Raw genomic sequence first — 18,526 nt, forward strand, 5'->3', positions numbered from 1 at the left:
GGCCCTTTGCCATCTCAAGCCCGCTCGGGCGAACTAGCCAGGCGGAGGGTTGATGGCATCGGCGGGCAGCAGATCGGTGAACACGAAGCCGTCCCGGATCACAGTCTCACCGACCAGGATCTCGAGGGGCCGCAGGAACATGGGGCCATCGACCGCCAGGGTGTGAAACTCCCCCCGCTCGCCGCAAGGATCCACATCCGCAGGCAGTGCCGCCAGCAGCGCCTCATCAAAGCCATGCCCCCCCAGGCTAACAGGCAACTTGCCCGGATCCAGCGTGCTGATATGGGCCCTGAGCCCGGCCGCCATCATCTCCCTTGCCAGCAGACGGGTATCGCTGCCCCAGAGCGGGAACAGCGCCGTGATGCCCGTACTGGCCAGTTGTTGCTCACGATAGGCCCTGACGTCCTCCAAAAAGAGATCGCCAAACGCCATGTGGGTGATGCCCCGAGCCCGCACCCCGGCGACAAATTCCCCCATGATGCGGGCATACTCTTCGTTGCTGCACGGCCAGGGCAGCATGATCTCGGTGAGCGGCAGGCCGACGCACTGCGCCTGGCGCTGCAGCAATTCGCGCCGCACCCCATGCATGGCCACCCGTTCGAATGCCTGATTCAGGGTGCAGAACAGGCCCACCACCTCAAACTCGGGATCCTGACGCAGTCGATGCAGGGCCCAGGCGCTGTCCTTGCCGCTGCTCCAGGAGAGCAGGACCTGCGTAGGGGGCCTATCCATTTCGTTCATTCGCTTCTCTCTTCATGGTCAACACGAGGTTGCAAGACTGTATTGCACATTGTGCGATTTACAGCTGGGGACACAAAAGCATACTCTCGACGCTGAGCGTATCCCCGTGAGCGGGGAACAATAACTAAAAAAATGATGGGGAAACATAAGGATATGACAACAGCCACGCATGCGGATGGCCACACCCGCCCACTGAACCGGCAGGATTACAAGACCCTGAGCCTGGCGGCGCTGGGCGGCGCCCTCGAATTTTACGACTTTATCATCTTCGTCTTCTTCGCCGTGGTGATAGGCGAGCTCTTCTTCCCACCCGATATCCCCGAGTGGCTGCGCCAGTTCCAGACCTTCGGCATCTTCGCCGCTGGCTACCTGGCCCGCCCTCTCGGCGGCATCATCATGGCGCACTTTGGCGATCTCATCGGCCGCAAACGCATGTTCACCCTGAGCATACTGCTGATGGCCTTGCCGACCCTGTTGATCGGCTTGCTGCCTACCTATGCCACCCTCGGCATTGCAGCCCCGCTGCTGTTGCTGCTGCTGCGGATCCTGCAAGGGGCCGCCATCGGCGGCGAAGTGCCGGGGGCCTGGGTCTTCGTGGCCGAGCACGTGCCCGCCCGCCGGGTTGGCCTCGCCTGTGGCACCCTCACCGCCGGCCTGACCGCGGGCATACTGCTCGGTTCTCTGGTGGCCACCGCCATCAACCGCGGTATGAGCCCGAGCGATGTCAGCGACTGGGGTTGGCGCCTGGCCTTCATCCTTGGCGGTCTGTTCGGCATCGTCGCCATGTACCTGCGCCGCTGGCTGCACGAGACCCCGGTATTTGCCGAGATGCAGGCCAACAAGGCCCTGGCCGCCGAACTGCCGCTCAAGACGGTGCTGCGTGAGCACAAAGGCAGCGTGCTGATCTCCATGCTGCTGACCTGGCTGCTCTCCGCCGGCATAGTGGTAGTGATCCTGATGACCCCCTCCTATCTGCAGAAGCTGCATGGGGTCAGTCCGGCCGATGCGCTGTCAGCCAACTCCCTGGCCATCGTCGCCCTGACTCTGGGCTGCATCTGCTATGGCCGTCTCATCGACAGCCTGGGCAGCGGCCCCACCTTCATGCTGGGCTCCCTGCTGCTGGCGGTAGCCAGCTACAGCTTCTATCACGGTCTGCTGGGCGGGACTGAACAGCTGATCCCTCTCTACACCCTGGTCGGTTTCGCGGTTGGCATTGTCGGCGCTGTCCCCTATGTGATGGTGAATGCCTTCCCGGCCGTGGTGCGCTTCTCCGGGCTGTCGTTCTCCTACAACGTGGCCTACGCCATCTTCGGCGGCCTGACCCCCATGCTGGTCACCCTCTGGATGAAGGATGACGTGCTGGCTCCCTCCCACTATGTGGTGGCCCTGTCACTCCTGGGTTTCCTGCTCGGCCTCTTCCTCTGGCTGCGAGATCGTAGCGCGCGTCAGAGTGCGCCCCAGGTCGCATAAAGCCTCCTAGAGAACGGCAGAAGCCCCGCCATGGCGGGGCTTCTTTATACTGTGTCCATCGAGTGAAAGCGGCATAATATAAGCACTTCTGATGCCGGGGCAGGCCATTTCGTCCCGCGCCACCACCATCCTAACGAGGCTACTCATGTTTTTTCAGGTTGTACTGCTGACCCTGCTGGCCCTGTTGCCCATGGTAAACCCGCCGACCACGGCGACCCTGCTGCTGGGTCTGAGCAAGGGCATGTCCCGGGAGCATGTACGCCGCCAGATCAATCTCGCGGCCATCTATCTGTTTGCCACCCTCTGCGTCAGCTTCTTCATCGGCTCTTCCATCCTCGACTTGTTCGGTATCTCCATACCGGGACTGCGCCTGGCCGGCGGCCTCATCATTGGCTTCATCGGTTTTCGCATGCTATTTCCGGCCCCGCCCCAGGCCGGTGAGACGGACACCAATCAGAGCATCGCCTTCGTGCCGCTTACCATGCCCAGCATGTGCGGCCCTGGCACCATGGCGCTGGTGATCAGTGGCGCCGCCCAGATTGCGGATCTCTCCACAGAGACTCCCCGTCTCCCCATCTACGGCGGGGTTGTGGTCGCCTTCGCCCTGATGAGTCTGTTCAGCTGGGCCGTGCTCAAGTTGGCGGATCCCGTCTGCAAGCTGCTGGGTGAAACAGGCATCGATGCCATGACCCGCATCATGGGCTTCTTGCTGGTCTGCATGGGGATGCAATTTTGCATCAACGGCATCAAGGAGGTCGCCCAGGATCCGGTATTCCACTCGGCACCCTCCGCCCAGCAGGCTCCCGCCCCCTTGTCGGAGCGGCTACCCGCCAAACCATGATCGTCAGTGTTACCCAATGCAAAACCCCGGCCTGAGCCGGGGTTTTTTATGGTCATGAGCGCCAGCATCCTGGCTTACTGGGTACCGCCCACAGTGAGCTGATCCAGCTTGAGGGTCGGCTGACCGACCCCAACCGGCACACTCTGCCCCTCCTTGCCACAGACGCCAACCCCGCGATCCAGCGCGAGATCCCGGCCCACCATGGAGACCTGGCTCATGGCTTCCGGGCCATTGCCAATCAGGGTGGCCCCCTTGATGGGGGTGGTTATCCTGCCATCCTCGATGAGATAGGCCTCGGAGGCGGAGAAGACGAACTTGCCGGAGGTGATATCCACCTGGCCGCCGCCAAAGTTGGGGGCATAGATGCCCTTCTTGACCGAGGCGATGATCTCCGCCGGATCATACTGACCCGCCAGCATGTAGGTGTTGGTCATGCGGGGCATCGGCAGGGCGGCATAGGATTCACGACGACCATTGCCCGTCGGCGCGACCCCCATCAGGCGGGCATTCTGCTTGTCTTGCAGATAACCCTTGAGGATCCCGTTCTCGATCAGCATGTTGTAGCCGCCGGGAACCCCTTCATCATCGATGCTGACAGAGCCGCGGCGCCCCTGCAGGGTGCCATCATCGACGATGGTGCAGTGTTTGGAGGCGACCTGCTCACCGATACGACCGGCGAAAGCGGAGGAGCCCTTGCGGTTGAAGTCCCCTTCCAGGCCGTGGCCCACCGCCTCGTGCAGCAGCACGCCGGGCCAACCGGAACCCAACACCACCGGCATGGTACCGGCCGGGGCATCGATGGCCTCCAGATTGACCAGCGCCTGGCGTACCGCTTCGCGCACGAAGCCGAAAGCCCGGCTCTCAAGGCCATCGAGCTCCAGGAACCAGTCATAACCAAAGCGGCCACCACCCCCGGCGCTGCCCCGTTCGCGGCGCTCGCCCCGTTCCGCCAGCACGGTTACCGAGAGGCGCACCAGAGGGCGAATGTCGGCGGCCAGGGTGCCATCGGTGGCCGCCACCAGGATCTCTTCATAGACCCCATTGATGGAGGCCATCACCTGCGTCACCGTCGGATCCAGACTGCGGGCAAACTTGTCCATCTGCTCGAGCAGGGCAATCTTCTGGTGCTTGTCCAGGGTCTGCAAAGGATCCAGGGCGGGATAGAGCAGGTTGGCCGAGGTTCGGGCCCAGGCCTTCACCTTGCCCTGACTGCCTGCGGCGGCGATGCCACGGGCGGCGGTCACGGATTGCTCCAAAGCGCGCAGACTCAGCTCATCGGAGTAGGCGAAGCCGGTCTTCTCACCGCTGACGGCACGTACCCCGACCCCCTGGTCGATGTTGTAACTGCCGTCTTTGACGATGCCATCTTCCAGCATCCAGGACTCATGCCAGCTGCGCTGGAAATAGAGATCGCCAAACTCCACCTGGTGGCTCATCAGGCTGCCGAGCAGCTGTTGCAAGCGGCCTTCATCCAGCCCGTTGGGCGCCAGCAGGGAGGCACTCACCTGATTCAATAGACTCAATCTTTCTCTCCACTCTCGATGCGAGACGTCGTAACGGTGAATTCATCCGGTGTGGCCCGGTGACAAGTTCGTATTCGTAGGGTGCAATGAACAAAGTGAACTGCATCGCCAACCCACACATAGACACAGGTGCAATGCGCTTCGCTTGTTGCACCCTACGTCAATCAAGCAACCGGGCGTGGTGCACTATCGGCAAACGGCTGCGTTTTAGTTCTTCACCTCTTCACCACACCATCAGAGCAAGCGGGCGTGTTGCAGCACGGGCATGGTGCGTTTCAATTCGTCGACAAGCCCGGGATCCATCTTCACCAGCACTGTGGCGGGGCCCGAATCCTGGCAGGCCAACACCCGCCCCCAGGGATCGATGATCATACTGTGGCCCCAGGTCTGGCGGCCCGTCTCGTGGCTGCCACCCTGATTGGCCGCCACCACATAACACTGGTTCTCGATGGCGCGGGCCCGCAGCAGCGGCTCCCAGTGCGCCTCGCCGGTCACGGCGGTAAAGGCGGCAGGCACCAGCAACACCCGGGCCCCCTGGGCACTCAGCCGACGATAGAGCTCGGGAAAGCGCAGATCATAACAGATAGAGAGGCCGAGGGGGCCAAAGGGCGAGTCAGTCAGGCTGACCTCCTGACCCGGGCTGAAGGTCTCGGACTCCCGGTAGCGGCCATGGTTGTCCGCCACATCCACATCGAACAGGTGGATCTTGTGATAGTGACCTCGGCGGGCCCCCGCCGGATCGAACACCAGGGAGCTGGTGTGGATATGCTCCGAGCCGGGAATGGTAGTGGGCATGGCGCCAGCTACCAGCCAGATGCCATGCTCCTGAGCCCAGCTGGCCAGCTGGAACTGAATGGGCCCCTCGCCAAGGCGTTCTGCCCCATCGAGATAACCCTGCCGCTCGCCAAACAGGGCGAAGTTCTCCGGCAGCAGCACCAGCAAGGGGCGCGCCGGGGGGAGCTCGGCCAGCAAGCGGGCAATCTGCGCCCTGTTATCGGCCCAGTGTCGTCCCGAGATCAACTGCATTGCGCATAACCACATGACTCACTCCTTGTTCATCATCCGGATGGGGTCTCAACGCTGGGACGGGCCATCATGCTTGGGGTTGAGCAGGAAGGGGCTCACCTCGTTGGGGGGCAGGGTTGGCGCCACCTGCTCCACCGCCTGCTTCTGATCCTGATTGAGCTTGATCATGGCCCTGTCCCGTCCCGCCTCGATAAGCCTGGGATCGTCGATGGGACCTGAGACCCGAAAATCGATGCGGGTGATGACGTCTACCACGGGCTCGAGCAGCTTGGAGAGCGCCAACACGTAGAGTCCTGTGATGGGAGTCAACGAGAAGGCCGCCACCACCGGCAGGGTGCCCCCCAGGTTGGGGGAAAAACTCAGCTCATAATCGATGTGCCAACGGACCAGATCCAGCACCCCTTCGCCTCTGAGATTACCCGCGGCGCCCTTCATGTAGAAGTCATTGTTTTGCACTATGCCTTTGTCGATCTTGGCGGTGGCGGACATGGACTCAAAATAGAAGCCCTTGTCGAACACGTCGCGAAAATCGAGGCGCAGCTTGCGCAGGATCGAATCCAGACTGAGCAGAGAGAGCAGCCGGGCGCCCTTGTCGTTCACCTCACGCAGGGTGCCGCCTTCCAGCTGGTACTCGGCCGTGCCGTTCAGGCTTGCCAGGTTGAGTCGATAAGGTACATCCTGCCAGCTGAGGCTCGCCTTGGCCTTGGCGGGCGCATCGCCGATGGGGGAGGTGTAACCGAGCCGCTTGAGCAGCAGCTCGCTGTTTTTGCTGTTGATGTCCAGCCGGGCCTGGGTCTGCATGCCGCTGGCACTCGCTATCCAGTCGGCACTGCCGCTGAGCCGGCTGTTCGCCAGTCGCATGTCGAGCCCCTTGAGGCTTACCTTGCCGGGGGCTGGCACCAACTCTCCCTTGACCGCTCCCAGGGGCAAGCTGCCAAAGCGGCAATCCAGGCAGCTGAACCTGAGCCAGGGCATGGCGTCCATGATGGCCCTGTCTTGACTGGCATCGGCACCGGGTCGCAAGTCCTGGCTATTGCCGGACCAGTGAATACGGGCAAACTGGGCATCGACCGGCTGACTGTCCGCCAGGGGGAGTCGCACTACCCCCATCACATCGGGGCTGTCGATCATCACCTCGGTCGCCCCGGCGATGGGGCCGACCGTGAAGTGCACGGCCTTGAGCAGGGCACTACCCAGACTCGCCTGTGCCAGCTGGCCATCCACCCACCAATCTGACGGCAAGAAGGCTGGCCCCACCAGGGCCGGGCCCTGGTCTCCGTGCTCCGGTAACCAGCGATTGAGCTTGGCAAGCCAGCCTGCCACATCGGCATTGGGCTGGTTGATGGCGATCAGCATGGGCTTGTCGCGCAGCGCCCTGCCACCGGCGCCGCCCACGTCCAGCCGCAAGCGGCTCAGATAGGGGCTGGCTTCGCCATAGACCAGGCTACTTTGCAGCGCGACATCTGTGCCCAGGGCGCCATGGATTTCGGCCACCCCGCTCTGCCCTCGTACCGTGACGTTAAGGGGTTGGCGCGCCCCAGCCGCCTTGTTGAGGGGGGCAGGCAACTCCAGGGCCATGCCCTGCAGATCCGAATCGAGTCCGAGCTGGAAGTTAAAGGGTTTACCCCCTGGCAGGTTCAGCGCCAGCTTGCCGCGCCAGTCGCTGCGTCCCCGCAAGATGGCCAGGTCGCCTATCTGCTTTGGCTGGCGGGCGCTGTCCCAATTCCCTTTGAAATCAAGGTCAACCTTATAGACCCCAGGCTGCTGCCTGCCGTGATAATCCAGAGTCAGGGGCTGGTCCCAGAGTCTGGCCTTGAGCCCCTTGAAGCGGGTCTGGGCATTGTCATACTCGAGGCGGCCCTGCACCTGTTCCAGAGGCAGGTTCAGGGAGGCGACCCGCACCTTGTTGCCATCGAAATCTGCGTGGCCCTCGGCCTTGACCTCCCCCTTGCCATCCAGGGGAATGTCGAGCTTGACCGTCCCCTTGAGCGGGCCGCGCACTTCCAGTTCGCCCAGGGCCTGACCGACCGAGTCCTTCAGGGGCGAGGCTTGCAGGTAGTCGCTGATGGCCTTGCCTTCCCCCGCCACCTTGGCGTCTATGTAGAGATGGGCACCGGGGTAGAGATCCGGGATCCAGGCATGGACATCGTCCGATCCCGCCTTGCCGAGCCGGGTAGCGTGGCTGCGCATATCCAGGCTGGCATTCTGGAACAGCAAGTCTATCTGTAAGTCGGTGAGAGGCTGCCAGCCGGGATCGAACTGGAAGCGCGCCCGCTCGAGGGGCACGGCCGCCTGGAAGATGCCCTCTCCCTTGGCATAAGGGAAGCCCTTGAACTCGCCGTACCAGAGCAGGTCGGCCCCCTTGGCCTGACCGCCCTGAATGGCAGCGCTCAGGTAATCGACCAGGCTCTTGCCCATCACGGCGAGGGGGAAGTAGCCATCGGCGTGGGCCGCATTCTTGACGTCAACATGGCCGGTCAGGGCCAGGAAGGGGTGTTCGAACAAATCGAGTCGAAAACGGCTGCTCAGGCTCAAGTCAGGGTTATCGAGGAGAATATCCTGACCGTAGAGCACCCACCCCTCCGGATCGCGCCACCAGTCGAGGCGGGCCGAGAAGTCATCGATTGGGATGACGCGCTTGAAGTGACGGGCCGGGTCCAGCTTGTCCTTGCTCATCCGCAGTCGGGCGCTGCCGCCGGTCGGAGTGAGCCAGAACTCGCCGTTCAGATCCTGCACGCCGGGCACATCCTGCCACGCCTTGAGCTTGAGGTGAGCGAGATCCCCCCGCAGCGAGAGTCCCTGCCAATCTCCGGCGGCCTGCAAAAACAGCTCCTTGATCTCCCCCTCGGGCTGGGTCTGCTTGAGGGTCTCGGTCAACGCGGGGTAGAGGCCAGAGACCAGCTGGCTCAGGCTGGCCGCCTGCTTGAGATCCACGGCGGGCACATAACCCTGGATCCGGTCGCCGATGCGCTCGAGTTGCAACCTGCTGCGCAGCCAAGGTTTGCCGTCGAGCTTGAAGGTCATTTCGTGGCTGGCCAGTTGCCAGTCATCCCCGTCCCGACGCAGCTGCACTTTACCGCCCTGCAGACCCAGATGGTGCGTCTCGCCCTGTTTGGGATCTTTCCAGATGAGGTAGTTGTTACCAAACGCGAGCAGGGAGTTGCCAATCTGGCCACCGGCGAAGCTGCTCCAGAGCTGGAAGTCGAGCTGGCCGTCAACCTTGGGCTCACCGGTATGGATGCGGGCCAGCAGCGGGCCCAGATCGAGCTGCTTGGCGCCAAGGTAGAGCTGCCCCTCCAGCCTGTCGAAGCTGCGTGCCGGGTTGGTGACATCCAGGATCAGATCCAGGGTGCTATCCCCCACCCCGTTGACCAGATACGCCTTGCCCACCCCCTGGTGGCGCTTGCCGCTGTTGCGCCAGCGCAAGTTGGCCACATCCAGCGCCCGCACCGCGCCCAGGGCAGTGGTGATGCTGACGCGGGTGTTGTGCACATCGAAGGTGTCGAGCTGGGTCAGCAAGAAACGCAGCAGGGCCCGCTGCTGGTCATGGGGCTTCTCTTTCTGCTCCACGGCGGGCTGGCTCAGATCAAGGTGGATATCGCCATCGCTCAGTTGCAACTCGCCAAACACGGGCCTCAGCCGCTGCAGAGATTGCCAGAAATCGAGGTGAGCCCAGACTTTGCCGAGGCGAATGGCAAAACGCCCCGAATCCGGGGCTATGGTGAAGTTGGTCAGGGCCAAGGCCGGGCCGCTCTGGGTCCAGTCCAGGCCGACGGCGTCGACGCTGGCCTCCAGCTGGCTGCCCGCGAGCAGATGATCGAGCAGGGCCTGGCGATGCTGGTTGATCAGGGGGCCGCCAAGGCGTACCAGGCTGACCAGCAGCGCCAGCAGCACGAAGCAGACTCCGAGGGCCAGCCAGCCCCGACTCAACCAGCGGTGGATCACTACATCATCACCACATCAAACTGTTCCTGACCACAGAGCGGCTCGCTGATGAGTCGCACCTGCTTGCCGATGAACACCTCCAGCTCGGCCAGGCTGTGGGACTCCTCCCCGCGCAGATAGTCCGCCACGGCAGGGGCCGAATAGACGGTGAACTGATCGGCATCGTAGGCACGGTTGACGCGGATGATCTCCCGCAGGATCTCGAAGCAGACCGACTCCACCGTCTTGACCCGGCCGCGCCCCTTGCACTCGGGGCACTCGGAGCAGAGCACATGCTCCAGGCTCTCCCGGGTGCGCTTGCGGGTCATCTCCACCAGGCCGAGCTGGGAGAAGCCGTTGACGTTGGTCTTGGCCCTGTCCTTGGCCAGGGCCAGCTCCAGGCTGTGCAGCACCCGGCGCCTGTGATCCTCGGACTGCATATCGATGAAGTCGATGATGATGATGCCGCCGAGGTTGCGCAGCCGCAGATGACGGGCGATGGCGGCGGTGGCCTCGACGTTGGTGTTGAAGATGGTCTCTTCCAGATTGCGGTGGCCGACGAAGGCGCCGGTGTTGATGTCCACCGTGGTCATGGCTTCGGTCTGGTCGATGATGAGGTAGCCGCCGGATTTCAGCTCCACCTTGCGCTCCAGGGCGCGCTGGATCTCGTTCTCCACGTCATAGAGATCGAAGATGGGCGACTCCCCCGCATAGGACTCCAGCTTGCTGGCAAGCTCGGGCACATACTCCTCGGTGAAGCGTTTGAGCGCCTCGAAGCTCTGCCTGGAATCGACCCGGATCTTGTCGAGCTCGGCACCGACGAAGTCACGCACCACCCGAAAGGCGAGGCTGGGATCTTCATAGAGGATCTTGCAGGGGGGGTACTTGTGTTTGCGCTCCAGGATCTTGCGCCACAGCCGTTTCAGGAAGGCGGCATCCTGCTCCAGCTCCTGCTCCCCCACCCCTTCGGCGGCGGTGCGGATGATGTAGCCGCCCAGATCGTCCACATAGCCGGCCACGGTGCGCTTGAGGCGCTCACGTTCGGCCTCGGATTCGATCCGCTGGGAGACACCGACGTGGGCGCTGCCCGGCATGAACACCAGATAACGGGACGGCAGGGTGATGTCGGTGGTGAGACGGGCGCCCTTGGTGCCCAGGGGATCTTTGACCACCTGCACCATGATGTCCTGCCCCTGGCGGACCAGCTCGGCGATGTTGCCCGCCTGGAACTGCTCCTTCTCCTTGACCGCCACGCACTCGGTGTGGGGCACTATGTCGGAGGCGTGCAGGAAGGCGGCCTTGTCCATGCCGATGTCGACGAAGGCCGCCTGCATGCCAGGCAGCACCCGGCTGATCTTGCCCTTGTAGATGTTGCCCACTATGCCACGCTTGGCCTGGCGTTCTACGTGCACTTCTTGCAGCAGGCCATTCTCGACCAAGGCGACCCGGGTCTCTGAGGGAGTGACGTTTACCAGCAGTTCTACCGACATAAGTTACCTTGTCTGTTCTAGTTTTGAATTCTGGGCAGCCCATCCGGAACAGGGGCGGAGGTAACAGGGTAAACGCGGAGAGAGACTCAGCCCGCCTGTTCCAGATGTGCCTTGATCAACAGATCCGTCTCCAGCAAGGGCAGGCCGACCACGGCGCTGTAACTGCCCTCGATGCGGCTGACAAACTTGCCAGCTATCCCTTGGATACCATAAGCCCCGGCCTTGTCACAGGGCTCACCGGTGCGCCAGTAGGCCTCAATCTCGCTCTCATCCAGCTTGCGAAAGGCCACATTGGTGGTCACCAGTCGCACGTCACAACGCTCTTTCGTCGCCAGGGCCACCGCCGTCATCACCTGATGCACCCGACCGGAGAGTGCCTCCAGCATGTCTTTGGCATCGAGCAGGTCGGAGGGCTTCTCCAGCACCCGATCCCCCAGCACCACTATGGTGTCGGCACCCAGCACCGGCAATGCGGTCGGGGCCGCCGCCACACCGGCCATCGCCTTGTCACGGGCGAGGCGGCAGACGTAATCCTGGGGCTTCTCACCCTCGAGACGCTGTTCCGGCACATCCAGCCTGAGTACCTCAAAGCGGTAAGCGAGTTGGGTCAGCAGTTCCCTGCGACGGGGAGAGCCAGAGGCGAGATAGAGTTGCAGTTCGTTATGTTTGCTCATAATCACTTGATATTAAAGCGGCGGCGCACTTTGCGCAGCACCAGAAACACCCAAGGCCATATTAACATTGTGGAGAGGGTGGACCAGAAATAGGCCAGATTGAGGCTGGCACGACCAAACAGATGCTCGGACCAGAAGATGGCGACCTTACCCACCAGGGAGAGCAGACCTATGATGAGGGCTTGCTGCCAGAGGGAGAAGTTGCGGATCTTCTGGAACTGGAAGGCAGCCAGATAGGTGGTGATGGCCATGGCCATGGCCCGCACACCCAGGGTACTGCCCAGCAGCACATCCAGCAGCAGACCGGCCACCCAGGCGGTGCCGACATTGGCCCTGTGGGGCAAGGCCAGCGCCCAGTAAATGAGTACCATGGCGAGCCAGTCCGGCCGGAAGGGCTCGAACTGAAAAGGGAGCGGCATGATGGAGAGGCTCAGGGCCAACATGACCGAGACCCAGATCCAGAGTCGCCCGCTAGCGGGTTCCAGCATCAGCGGGTCGCCCCCGCGGCCGAGGTCGCGGGCGCAGCGGCCTCTTCGTCGTGGACTTCGGGCTTCTTGTCAGTCCAGAGCAGCAAGAGGTAACGCAATCTGTCCAGCGCCACCAGCGGCTTGGCCTCTATCTGGGCGAAGGGCTTGCCTTCCACGTAATCGGAACGGGTCACGGTCGCCACCGGATAACCTTCCGGGAAGCGGCCACCCAGACCCGAGGTGACCAGCAGATCACCAACCTGGACGTCGGTGTTGCGCGGCAGGTTGCGCAGCTCCAGCTTGTCCAGCTCGCCGCTGCCGGAGGCGATGGCGCGCAGATCATTGCGCAGCACCCGTACCGGAATGCCGTGGCTGGTATCGGTGATGAGCAGCACCCGACTGGTGGTCGAGCCCACGTGCAGCACCTGACCTATCACCCCCTGATCGTTGATCACCGGCTGGCCGTTATAGACGCCATCCAGTGCCCCCTTGTTGATCAGCACCTGATGGCTGAAGGGGTCGGAATCCACCGACAGCAGCTCGGCCACCATCTTGCGGGACTCGTTATGCACGGGAGAGCCAAGCAATTCCCGCAGCCGCTGATTCTCATGCTCCAGATGATCCAGCTTGAGCAGACGGGAACGCAGGGTGAACAACTGCTGTTCTTGCTGCTTGGTCTGTTCGATGAGACTGGATCGGGTCTGTACCTGGGTCGACATGGTGTCGAGCAGGGAGCTGGGGGCATTGGCGATATATTGCAGCGGGCTGACCAGGGAGCTCAGATAGACGCGGACGTGCGTGAACACACCGAAGCGGGAATCCGCAACGATGGCAGCAACCGAGATGATGACGGCGAGAAACAACCGTAACTGAAGCGAAGGGCCTCTACCAAAAATGGGTTTCATGTGTCGTCAAAAAAGAGCCGGCGCTCGGCCGGCTTTGGGTCTTATTCGTAGTGGAACAGGTCGCCACCGTGCATGTCGATCAGCTCCAGCGCCTTGCCGCCGCCACGGGCGACACAGGTGAGGGGATCTTCAGCCACGACGACCGGAATGCCAGTCTCTTCCATCAGCAGACGGTCGATGTCCTTGAGCAGCGCGCCACCACCGGTCAGCACCATGCCGCGCTCGGAGATGTCGGACGCCAGTTCCGGCGGGGACTGCTCCAGGGCCACCATGACCGCGGAGACGATACCGGACAGTGGCTCTTGCAGCGCTTCCAGGATCTCGTTGGAGTTCAGGGTGAAGCTGCGCGGTACCCCTTCGGCCAGGTTGCGACCGCGGACTTCGATCTCGCGCACCTCTTCGCCCGGGTAGGCGGAGCCTATCTCGTGCTTGATGCGCTCGGCGGTGGCTTCACCGATCAGGCTGCCGTAGTTGCGGCGCACGTAGCTGATGATGGCTTCGTCGAACTTGTCGCCGCCGATCCGCACGGACTGGGAGTAGACCACGCCGTTCAGGGAGATGATGGCCACTTCCGTGGTACCACCACCGATATCGACCACCATGGAGCCGGTCGCTTCGGAGACCGGCAAGCCGGCACCGATGGCGGCAGCCATGGGTTCATCGATCAGGTAAACCTCACGGGCGCCGGCGCCCAGTGCGGATTCCTTGATGGCACGACGCTCTACCTGAGTGGAGCCGCAGGGTACGCACACCAGCACACGGGGGCTGGGGCGGAAATAGTTGTTGTCATGCACTTGTTTGATGAAGTGCTGCAACATCTTCTCGGTCACGTAGAAGTCGGCGATGACGCCGTCTTTCATCGGACGGATGGCGGAGATGTTGCCTGGGGTACGGCCCAGCATCTGCTTGGCGGCATGACCGACGGCAGCGACCGATTTGGCGTTCCCGCGCTCTTGGCGAATGGCGACAACTGAGGGTTCGTTAAGGACGATCCCTTGATCTTTTACGTAGATCAGGGTGTTGGCAGTTCCCAAGTCGATCGACAGATCGTTGGAAAAGACGCCTCTGAGCTTTTTGAACATGGCTACGGGAAATCCTAAGAATTTGGAGGTGCGGAAAACCGGCTAACTTTACCAATGCCCACCCCAATCGGCAAGCGCTCAAACTGTCACCAATCAATCAAGCGCGACAAAAATGCGAGTCATCACTCACTGGCCCAAGCCGACAAACACTAAGAAACAAGGAGATAAGCCGCGCACTCATGCCAAACAGCCCCGATCCTCGCCCGCATATCCATTTCAGGGCATCACTTCCCGGCGATAAATAATTCTGTCATTACCGCGACCAATCCCGAAAATCGCCATGCCATCCAGACTGTCAGGGTCGGAAAGCCAGAGCGGCCGCCGTCCTGGCTGCAGTTCTGACTCGGGCTGCTGGCTCAGATCGATACGGAAAGGAATGCGCACCGCTCTCTCCGGGGCGGCAAACTGGAAACCTATCTCACCCTCGTGGGCCATCGCCGTCATGGCTCCCGGCGCCGTTTCGCCCAGTCCGAGCCGGATCTTGACGTTAGACCCCAGGTCAAGATCCCCGCTCCCTGCATCGAAGTGCTGACTGCTATCGGTAAACACGACCCCTTCATCCAGCAGAGAGAGCCGAGTGCATTGGTCAGCCCACTGCCTGTGCCAGTTGCCCGCTTCATGATATTGCAGCTCCAGCGGCACCGTCAGCGGCGCCGAAGCGACCCCCTGCACCGTACCGGCCTGTATCCGGCCGAAATAGGCCTCCATGGGCCGGTTATCTATCAGCCGGGCATTGCAGCCCGACCCGCTGCAGGGCCCCACCTGCTGGGCATTGAAATCCGGGGCGGCGATCAGGGTCCTTTCGCCATCGCCGTCCTGCATATAGAGACCAAACAGCAGCGCGCGATAGGGGCCATCGGGCTGGGTATCGGACAACCTCACAAACTCGGTCGGCCCGATGAAGTCGGCCTTCCCCGCCTCCCAGGGCAGTGGCCCCAGGCTACGCAGCCGGGCAGAGAGCGAGACCCCATCGCTGTTGTTGGCCGTGGTCAGATAGGCATTCCCCTTGGCGAAGTCCCCCCAATAGTTTTGCGTCACGGCGCCCGCCTGATTGCGGGCCTGAATATGCAACCTGGTATTGAAGGGTTGCCCCATATAGGAGAAATCACCGCAGGCGGGCAGGATGTCGCCGCTGACCAGATTGAAATCCACCGGAATAAAGCGCCCCACCGGCACGCTGCTGGCGGGGGGTATGGTGTAGTTGAAATAACCTGCTGCCGGTGGCGTCGCCGTCATCCGGAACACTCCAACCTCGCTGACCGACTGACTGATGACGTTGAGGTTATTGCTGCCCTTCACATTGGAATGGTCATAGCGGGGCGTACCTATCGCCGCCTCCACCCCGGGTTTGGGGGCCACCAACGTGCTGCCGAGGGCAATATTGGCCAGCACGAAGTTGGGGGTCGCCAGATTGTCGCGGCACAAGTCTTTGTCATCGTCCGCTTGCCAGGCCACCCCTTTGATATCCAGCTGGAACGCCTCACCGGTCTTCTTGAACACCGGGCAACTGGCGTAATCAGCATTGGTCGCATTGGCACTGGGGACGCATTCCCCTTGTGGAGCCTTGATGCAGAGCCCCACCGGACGGCTGACAAAGAGATCTGACCCTGTCATCACCAGTCCCGCAGTATCGCCACTGCCATCGTGGCGGGCATTGAGCTGCATCTTGCCCGCATCCGGATAGTTGACCGTCAGAGTCGTCTCCCCTTGGGCATTGAAGGTCAGCGTCTGCGGGCTAGCCTGTCCGGCCGCCTGGCTAGTGGCGATGGCGCTGCCATTGACCGTCACCCTGCTGCCGAAGGCATTGCTCGCCGGGTTCACATAGTCACTCCAGAAGCTGACCGGCTTGCTCACATTGGCAAAACCGGGCACACACTGCTGGCTCGCATTGTCCTTCTTGACCGCCTTCATCACCACATTCTGCGGCTTGTTAGCCAGGGTGTCCTGCACATCGAACACAAAACCACTGTCGGCAAAATTGAGGGTGCAAGCGGCGGTACTGAGCGCCCCTGCCCCTGCCCGGCAGAGGGTGGTGCTGAGGGGTTTGGTGGATGGAGTCGAGCCGCTGACACCGACGGTCAAAGCCCCCTGGATGTTGTTGCGCAGTTGCATTGAGGTGCTGCCACCGCTGAAGCTCACCATGGCGCTGTTGCCGTTGTAGCTCACCTGGTTGCTGGCCACCCAGCCGTTGCTGCCACTCTTGAGGGGCGTCAGGGTGGCGCTCACCGGATCCGTGAACAACTGGCTACAGCTGGCATTGGCGCAGGCCCGTATGGTCAGGGTCTCCGGGTTGCAGGTCAGGGCATTGCCGCCGTGATCGAACTCGAAGTGATCGATCTGGGTGCCCACCGGGTTGGAGTTGATGGCACAGATCCGGACGTTATCTATCTGGTGAGCATTGGTCAGATCCCCTGTCGAACCTGTCAGTGACAACATCAGATCCTCCGGGATGGCCGCCTGACCACTCTGGGCAGCCGCATTGAAGCTGTCGATCAGGGTGCTGTAACCGCTCCCCGTGTCGCGCTCCACCTTGACCATGGACTGACCGCTGGTACGTGAATCTATGGTGAGTCGGTAACGATGGGAGCGATTGCCATCCGAGCCACTGTCCACGGTCGGCGCGAGGCAGTTGCCGCTGGCGTTGCTGCTGCCATCGTTGCAGGTGCCTTTCAGATAGTTGTAGCCGCTGGTACCTGACCCTGAGCCTCGCACCACCACGGACTGCCTGCGCTGCCCCTTGTTGAGCGTTCCGCCCTCACCCGAGAAGTTGCCATATTCATCTATCCCTACCCCGAGCCAGCCGCCGGCGAAACCGTTCACGCCAGGCTTGAAGCCATAACCGAGGGGCCCACCGAAGGCGCCGGGTTGCGGGGTCACCTTGGCATCGGACAGCACCACGGCCATGCCGTCCGCCCCATTGCCGCCATAGGCATATTGATCGAACTCTATGGTCACTAGGTTGTTGGCCGCCGGGAACAGCCGCTGATAAGTGGCGGAGGTGGATTGCCTGGTACTGGCCTGGGTCATGCCGAGCCGACCATTGACGATGGAGGGGGTAAAGTTGCCACTGCTGCGCGCCACCACCCAGTTGTTGCTGAGGGAGCTGGCGGAGAAGTCATCGCTGAAACAGGCGAGCGGCGGAGTGATGACATTCTCATTGATACTGGACTGCGCATCCATGCTCAGATAGCGGGCTGTGACCCGCCCATAGATGGCTGCGTTGTTATTCATGGTCAGCTTGTTATCCGTATAGAGATAACCGTAAAACTTGGTGCTGTTGTCGAGCACCATGTTGTTGTAGTTAACCCAAATCAAGCGTCCCTGATTGTCGGCATTGACATTTACGGTATTAACGAATTTGACGTCCTGATTGATAAATATCCGGGTCAAGCCAGACCCGGTCAGCTTGATGGTCCCATTATCAATCGTCAGTTGATCAATATAATAATCCCCCTCGCCGAGCTGCAGGGTCGCATTGTTACGCACCGACAGAGTCTTCAGCTGGTACTCACTGCGGCTGGGGAACGTCAGGGCGCAATTCTCGGCAGTGATGGAACCATAGCTCGCGAGGGGCACTGTCTGCTGCCCGGATTGGCAAGTCAGCGAGTTGGTGGCACCGATGGATGGGAAGTCATTGTTACCGGATAACTTGAGCCCACGAATGTCAGCGCCCGTCACTTGGCAAACCTGATATCCGCCGGCGCCATTATCACAGCGAGGGGTATTGTTCTGATCTTTGTTAACCGAGCAGAATTTTAATGCCTTGCCTCCGGTCCCATTAATCTTCGGATTGTTGACCTGATAAAGCTGGTCACCGTTGATCTGATGGCAGCTGTTGTTGTTATTCCCGTGGTGGCCTTGTACAACAGCCGGAAATATTTCACCCGAATTAATTGCATCAAACGATGCCCAAGCGACCGAGGCCGTAACAGACAGGGTCAAAGTAATCACCCAACGGGTAATCATGGCATCACTCCATCAAAGGCTTGCGCCACCAGGGTGCGGCTGACGGCAAAATCCGGATTGGGACTGTTCACATCGCTATGGCCGCAGGCGCCCGTGCTCTGGAAGCTGTAGCCGGTCTGGGTGCCCCCTGCCGCACTGACCTCCACCGGCTTGCAGGTCAGTACCACCTTGCAATCCACCAGCCCCGGGACTGCAAAGGGGATAGCTGTCAGGGCGGCGCACTGTTGCGCGTCCCAGTGATCATTGGGGTAGAGGCGGTAGAGGCCTATCTCCAGGCCACTCTGAGCTGCCATCAAGGCCCTGACACTGCGCACCTCAAGGGTGTTTTTCTCGCTGCTGTCGAGCAAGAAACGGCCCATGGCCGCGGCAAGCAGCCCCATGATGACGATGACAAACAGGGCTATCATGATGGCGCTG

At 61.7% G+C, this 18,526-nt stretch carries 13 protein-coding genes; 2 read left to right on the forward strand and 11 right to left on the reverse strand.

All coding sequences use genetic code 11. The annotated features are described in order from the left end of the window. Nucleotides 1-33: 33 nt before the first annotated feature. On the reverse strand, nucleotides 34-741 hold the full coding sequence (locus KYK33_RS18050) for an adenine nucleotide alpha hydrolase (protein WP_224431403.1): 708 nt from the start codon (nucleotides 739-741) through the stop codon (nucleotides 34-36). Between the two features lie 153 nt (nucleotides 742-894). Between KYK33_RS18050 and KYK33_RS18055 the strand changes: the two genes are divergently transcribed. Together KYK33_RS18055 and KYK33_RS18060 are read left to right on the forward strand one after the other, a co-directional pair. Beyond that, complete coding sequence (locus KYK33_RS18055; protein WP_042044339.1) at nucleotides 895-2,211, forward strand: MFS transporter; 1,317 nt, start codon at nucleotides 895-897, stop codon at nucleotides 2,209-2,211. 145 nt (nucleotides 2,212-2,356) lie between these two features. Beyond that, nucleotides 2,357-3,052 carry a MarC family NAAT transporter gene (locus KYK33_RS18060; protein ID WP_042044340.1) on the forward strand — a complete coding sequence of 232 codons (696 nt, stop codon included), beginning with the start codon at nucleotides 2,357-2,359 and terminating at the stop codon, nucleotides 3,050-3,052. A gap of 74 nt (nucleotides 3,053-3,126) precedes the next feature. Here KYK33_RS18060 and tldD read toward each other — a convergent pair whose 3' ends face one another. The 10 genes from tldD to KYK33_RS18110 form a co-directional block, all read right to left on the reverse strand. After that, on the reverse strand, nucleotides 3,127-4,575 hold the full coding sequence (gene tldD, locus KYK33_RS18065) for a metalloprotease TldD (protein ID WP_224431404.1): 1,449 nt from the start codon (nucleotides 4,573-4,575) through the stop codon (nucleotides 3,127-3,129). Nucleotides 4,576-4,809: 234 nt separating this feature from the next. Then, the gene (locus tag KYK33_RS18070) at nucleotides 4,810-5,616 is read right to left on the reverse strand and encodes a carbon-nitrogen hydrolase family protein (RefSeq protein ID WP_224431405.1); all 807 of its coding nucleotides are present in this window, start codon (nucleotides 5,614-5,616) and stop codon (nucleotides 4,810-4,812) included. Nucleotides 5,617-5,649: 33 nt separating this feature from the next. Continuing rightward, nucleotides 5,650-9,546 (reverse strand): YhdP family protein, encoded by a 3,897-nt coding sequence (locus KYK33_RS18075; protein WP_224431406.1) that lies wholly within the window; start codon nucleotides 9,544-9,546, stop codon nucleotides 5,650-5,652. Then, nucleotides 9,546-11,015 (reverse strand): ribonuclease G, encoded by a 1,470-nt coding sequence (gene rng, locus KYK33_RS18080; protein WP_042044344.1) that lies wholly within the window; start codon nucleotides 11,013-11,015, stop codon nucleotides 9,546-9,548. The genes KYK33_RS18075 and rng overlap by 1 nt, the downstream gene beginning before the upstream one ends. A gap of 86 nt (nucleotides 11,016-11,101) precedes the next feature. Beyond that, the gene (locus tag KYK33_RS18085) at nucleotides 11,102-11,689 is read right to left on the reverse strand and encodes a Maf family protein (protein ID WP_042044345.1); all 588 of its coding nucleotides are present in this window, start codon (nucleotides 11,687-11,689) and stop codon (nucleotides 11,102-11,104) included. Nucleotides 11,690-11,691: 2 nt separating this feature from the next. Next, a complete protein-coding gene (gene mreD, locus KYK33_RS18090; protein WP_042044346.1) occupies nucleotides 11,692-12,177 on the reverse strand; it encodes a rod shape-determining protein MreD in 486 nt (161 codons plus the stop codon). After that, entirely contained in the window at nucleotides 12,177-13,061 is an 885-nt protein-coding gene (gene mreC / locus KYK33_RS18095; protein WP_042044347.1) for a rod shape-determining protein MreC, read from the reverse strand. Before mreC ends, mreD begins: the two co-directional genes overlap by 1 nt. A gap of 41 nt (nucleotides 13,062-13,102) precedes the next feature. Then, nucleotides 13,103-14,143: a rod shape-determining protein gene (locus KYK33_RS18100; protein WP_005308111.1), complete on the reverse strand. Its 1,041-nt coding sequence runs from the start codon at nucleotides 14,141-14,143 to the stop codon at nucleotides 13,103-13,105. Nucleotides 14,144-14,359: 216 nt separating this feature from the next. Then, nucleotides 14,360-18,109 (reverse strand): DUF6701 domain-containing protein, encoded by a 3,750-nt coding sequence (locus KYK33_RS18105; protein WP_224431407.1) that lies wholly within the window; start codon nucleotides 18,107-18,109, stop codon nucleotides 14,360-14,362. Continuing rightward, nucleotides 18,106-18,516, reverse strand: a complete 411-nt coding sequence (locus tag KYK33_RS18110) for an MSHA biogenesis protein MshP (RefSeq protein ID WP_396021403.1) — start codon at nucleotides 18,514-18,516, stop codon at nucleotides 18,106-18,108. Before KYK33_RS18110 ends, KYK33_RS18105 begins: the two co-directional genes overlap by 4 nt. Nucleotides 18,517-18,526: the final 10 nt, after the last annotated feature.

Source organism: Aeromonas rivuli, from assembly GCF_020149575.1.
Classification (GTDB): domain Bacteria; phylum Pseudomonadota; class Gammaproteobacteria; order Enterobacterales; family Aeromonadaceae; genus Aeromonas; species Aeromonas rivuli.

Excerpts from the sequence above, each read along its gene's own strand:
- KYK33_RS18050 (WP_224431403.1), bottom strand. The coding sequence starts at position 741 with ATGAACGAAATGGATAGGCCCCCTACGCAGGTCCTGCTCTCCTGGAGC.
- KYK33_RS18055 (WP_042044339.1), top strand. The coding sequence starts at position 895 with ATGACAACAGCCACGCATGCGGATGGCCACACCCGCCCACTGAACCGG.
- KYK33_RS18060 (WP_042044340.1), top strand. The coding sequence starts at position 2,357 with ATGTTTTTTCAGGTTGTACTGCTGACCCTGCTGGCCCTGTTGCCCATG.
- KYK33_RS18070 (WP_224431405.1), bottom strand. The coding sequence starts at position 5,616 with ATGTGGTTATGCGCAATGCAGTTGATCTCGGGACGACACTGGGCCGAT.
- rng (WP_042044344.1), bottom strand. The coding sequence starts at position 11,015 with ATGTCGGTAGAACTGCTGGTAAACGTCACTCCCTCAGAGACCCGGGTC.
- KYK33_RS18085 (WP_042044345.1), bottom strand. The coding sequence starts at position 11,689 with ATGAGCAAACATAACGAACTGCAACTCTATCTCGCCTCTGGCTCTCCC.
- mreD (WP_042044346.1), bottom strand. The coding sequence starts at position 12,177 with ATGCTGGAACCCGCTAGCGGGCGACTCTGGATCTGGGTCTCGGTCATG.
- mreC (WP_042044347.1), bottom strand. The coding sequence starts at position 13,061 with ATGAAACCCATTTTTGGTAGAGGCCCTTCGCTTCAGTTACGGTTGTTT.
- KYK33_RS18100 (WP_005308111.1), bottom strand. The coding sequence starts at position 14,143 with ATGTTCAAAAAGCTCAGAGGCGTCTTTTCCAACGATCTGTCGATCGAC.
- KYK33_RS18105 (WP_224431407.1), bottom strand. The coding sequence starts at position 18,109 with ATGATTACCCGTTGGGTGATTACTTTGACCCTGTCTGTTACGGCCTCG.
- KYK33_RS18110 (WP_396021403.1), bottom strand. The coding sequence starts at position 18,516 with ATGATAGCCCTGTTTGTCATCGTCATCATGGGGCTGCTTGCCGCGGCC.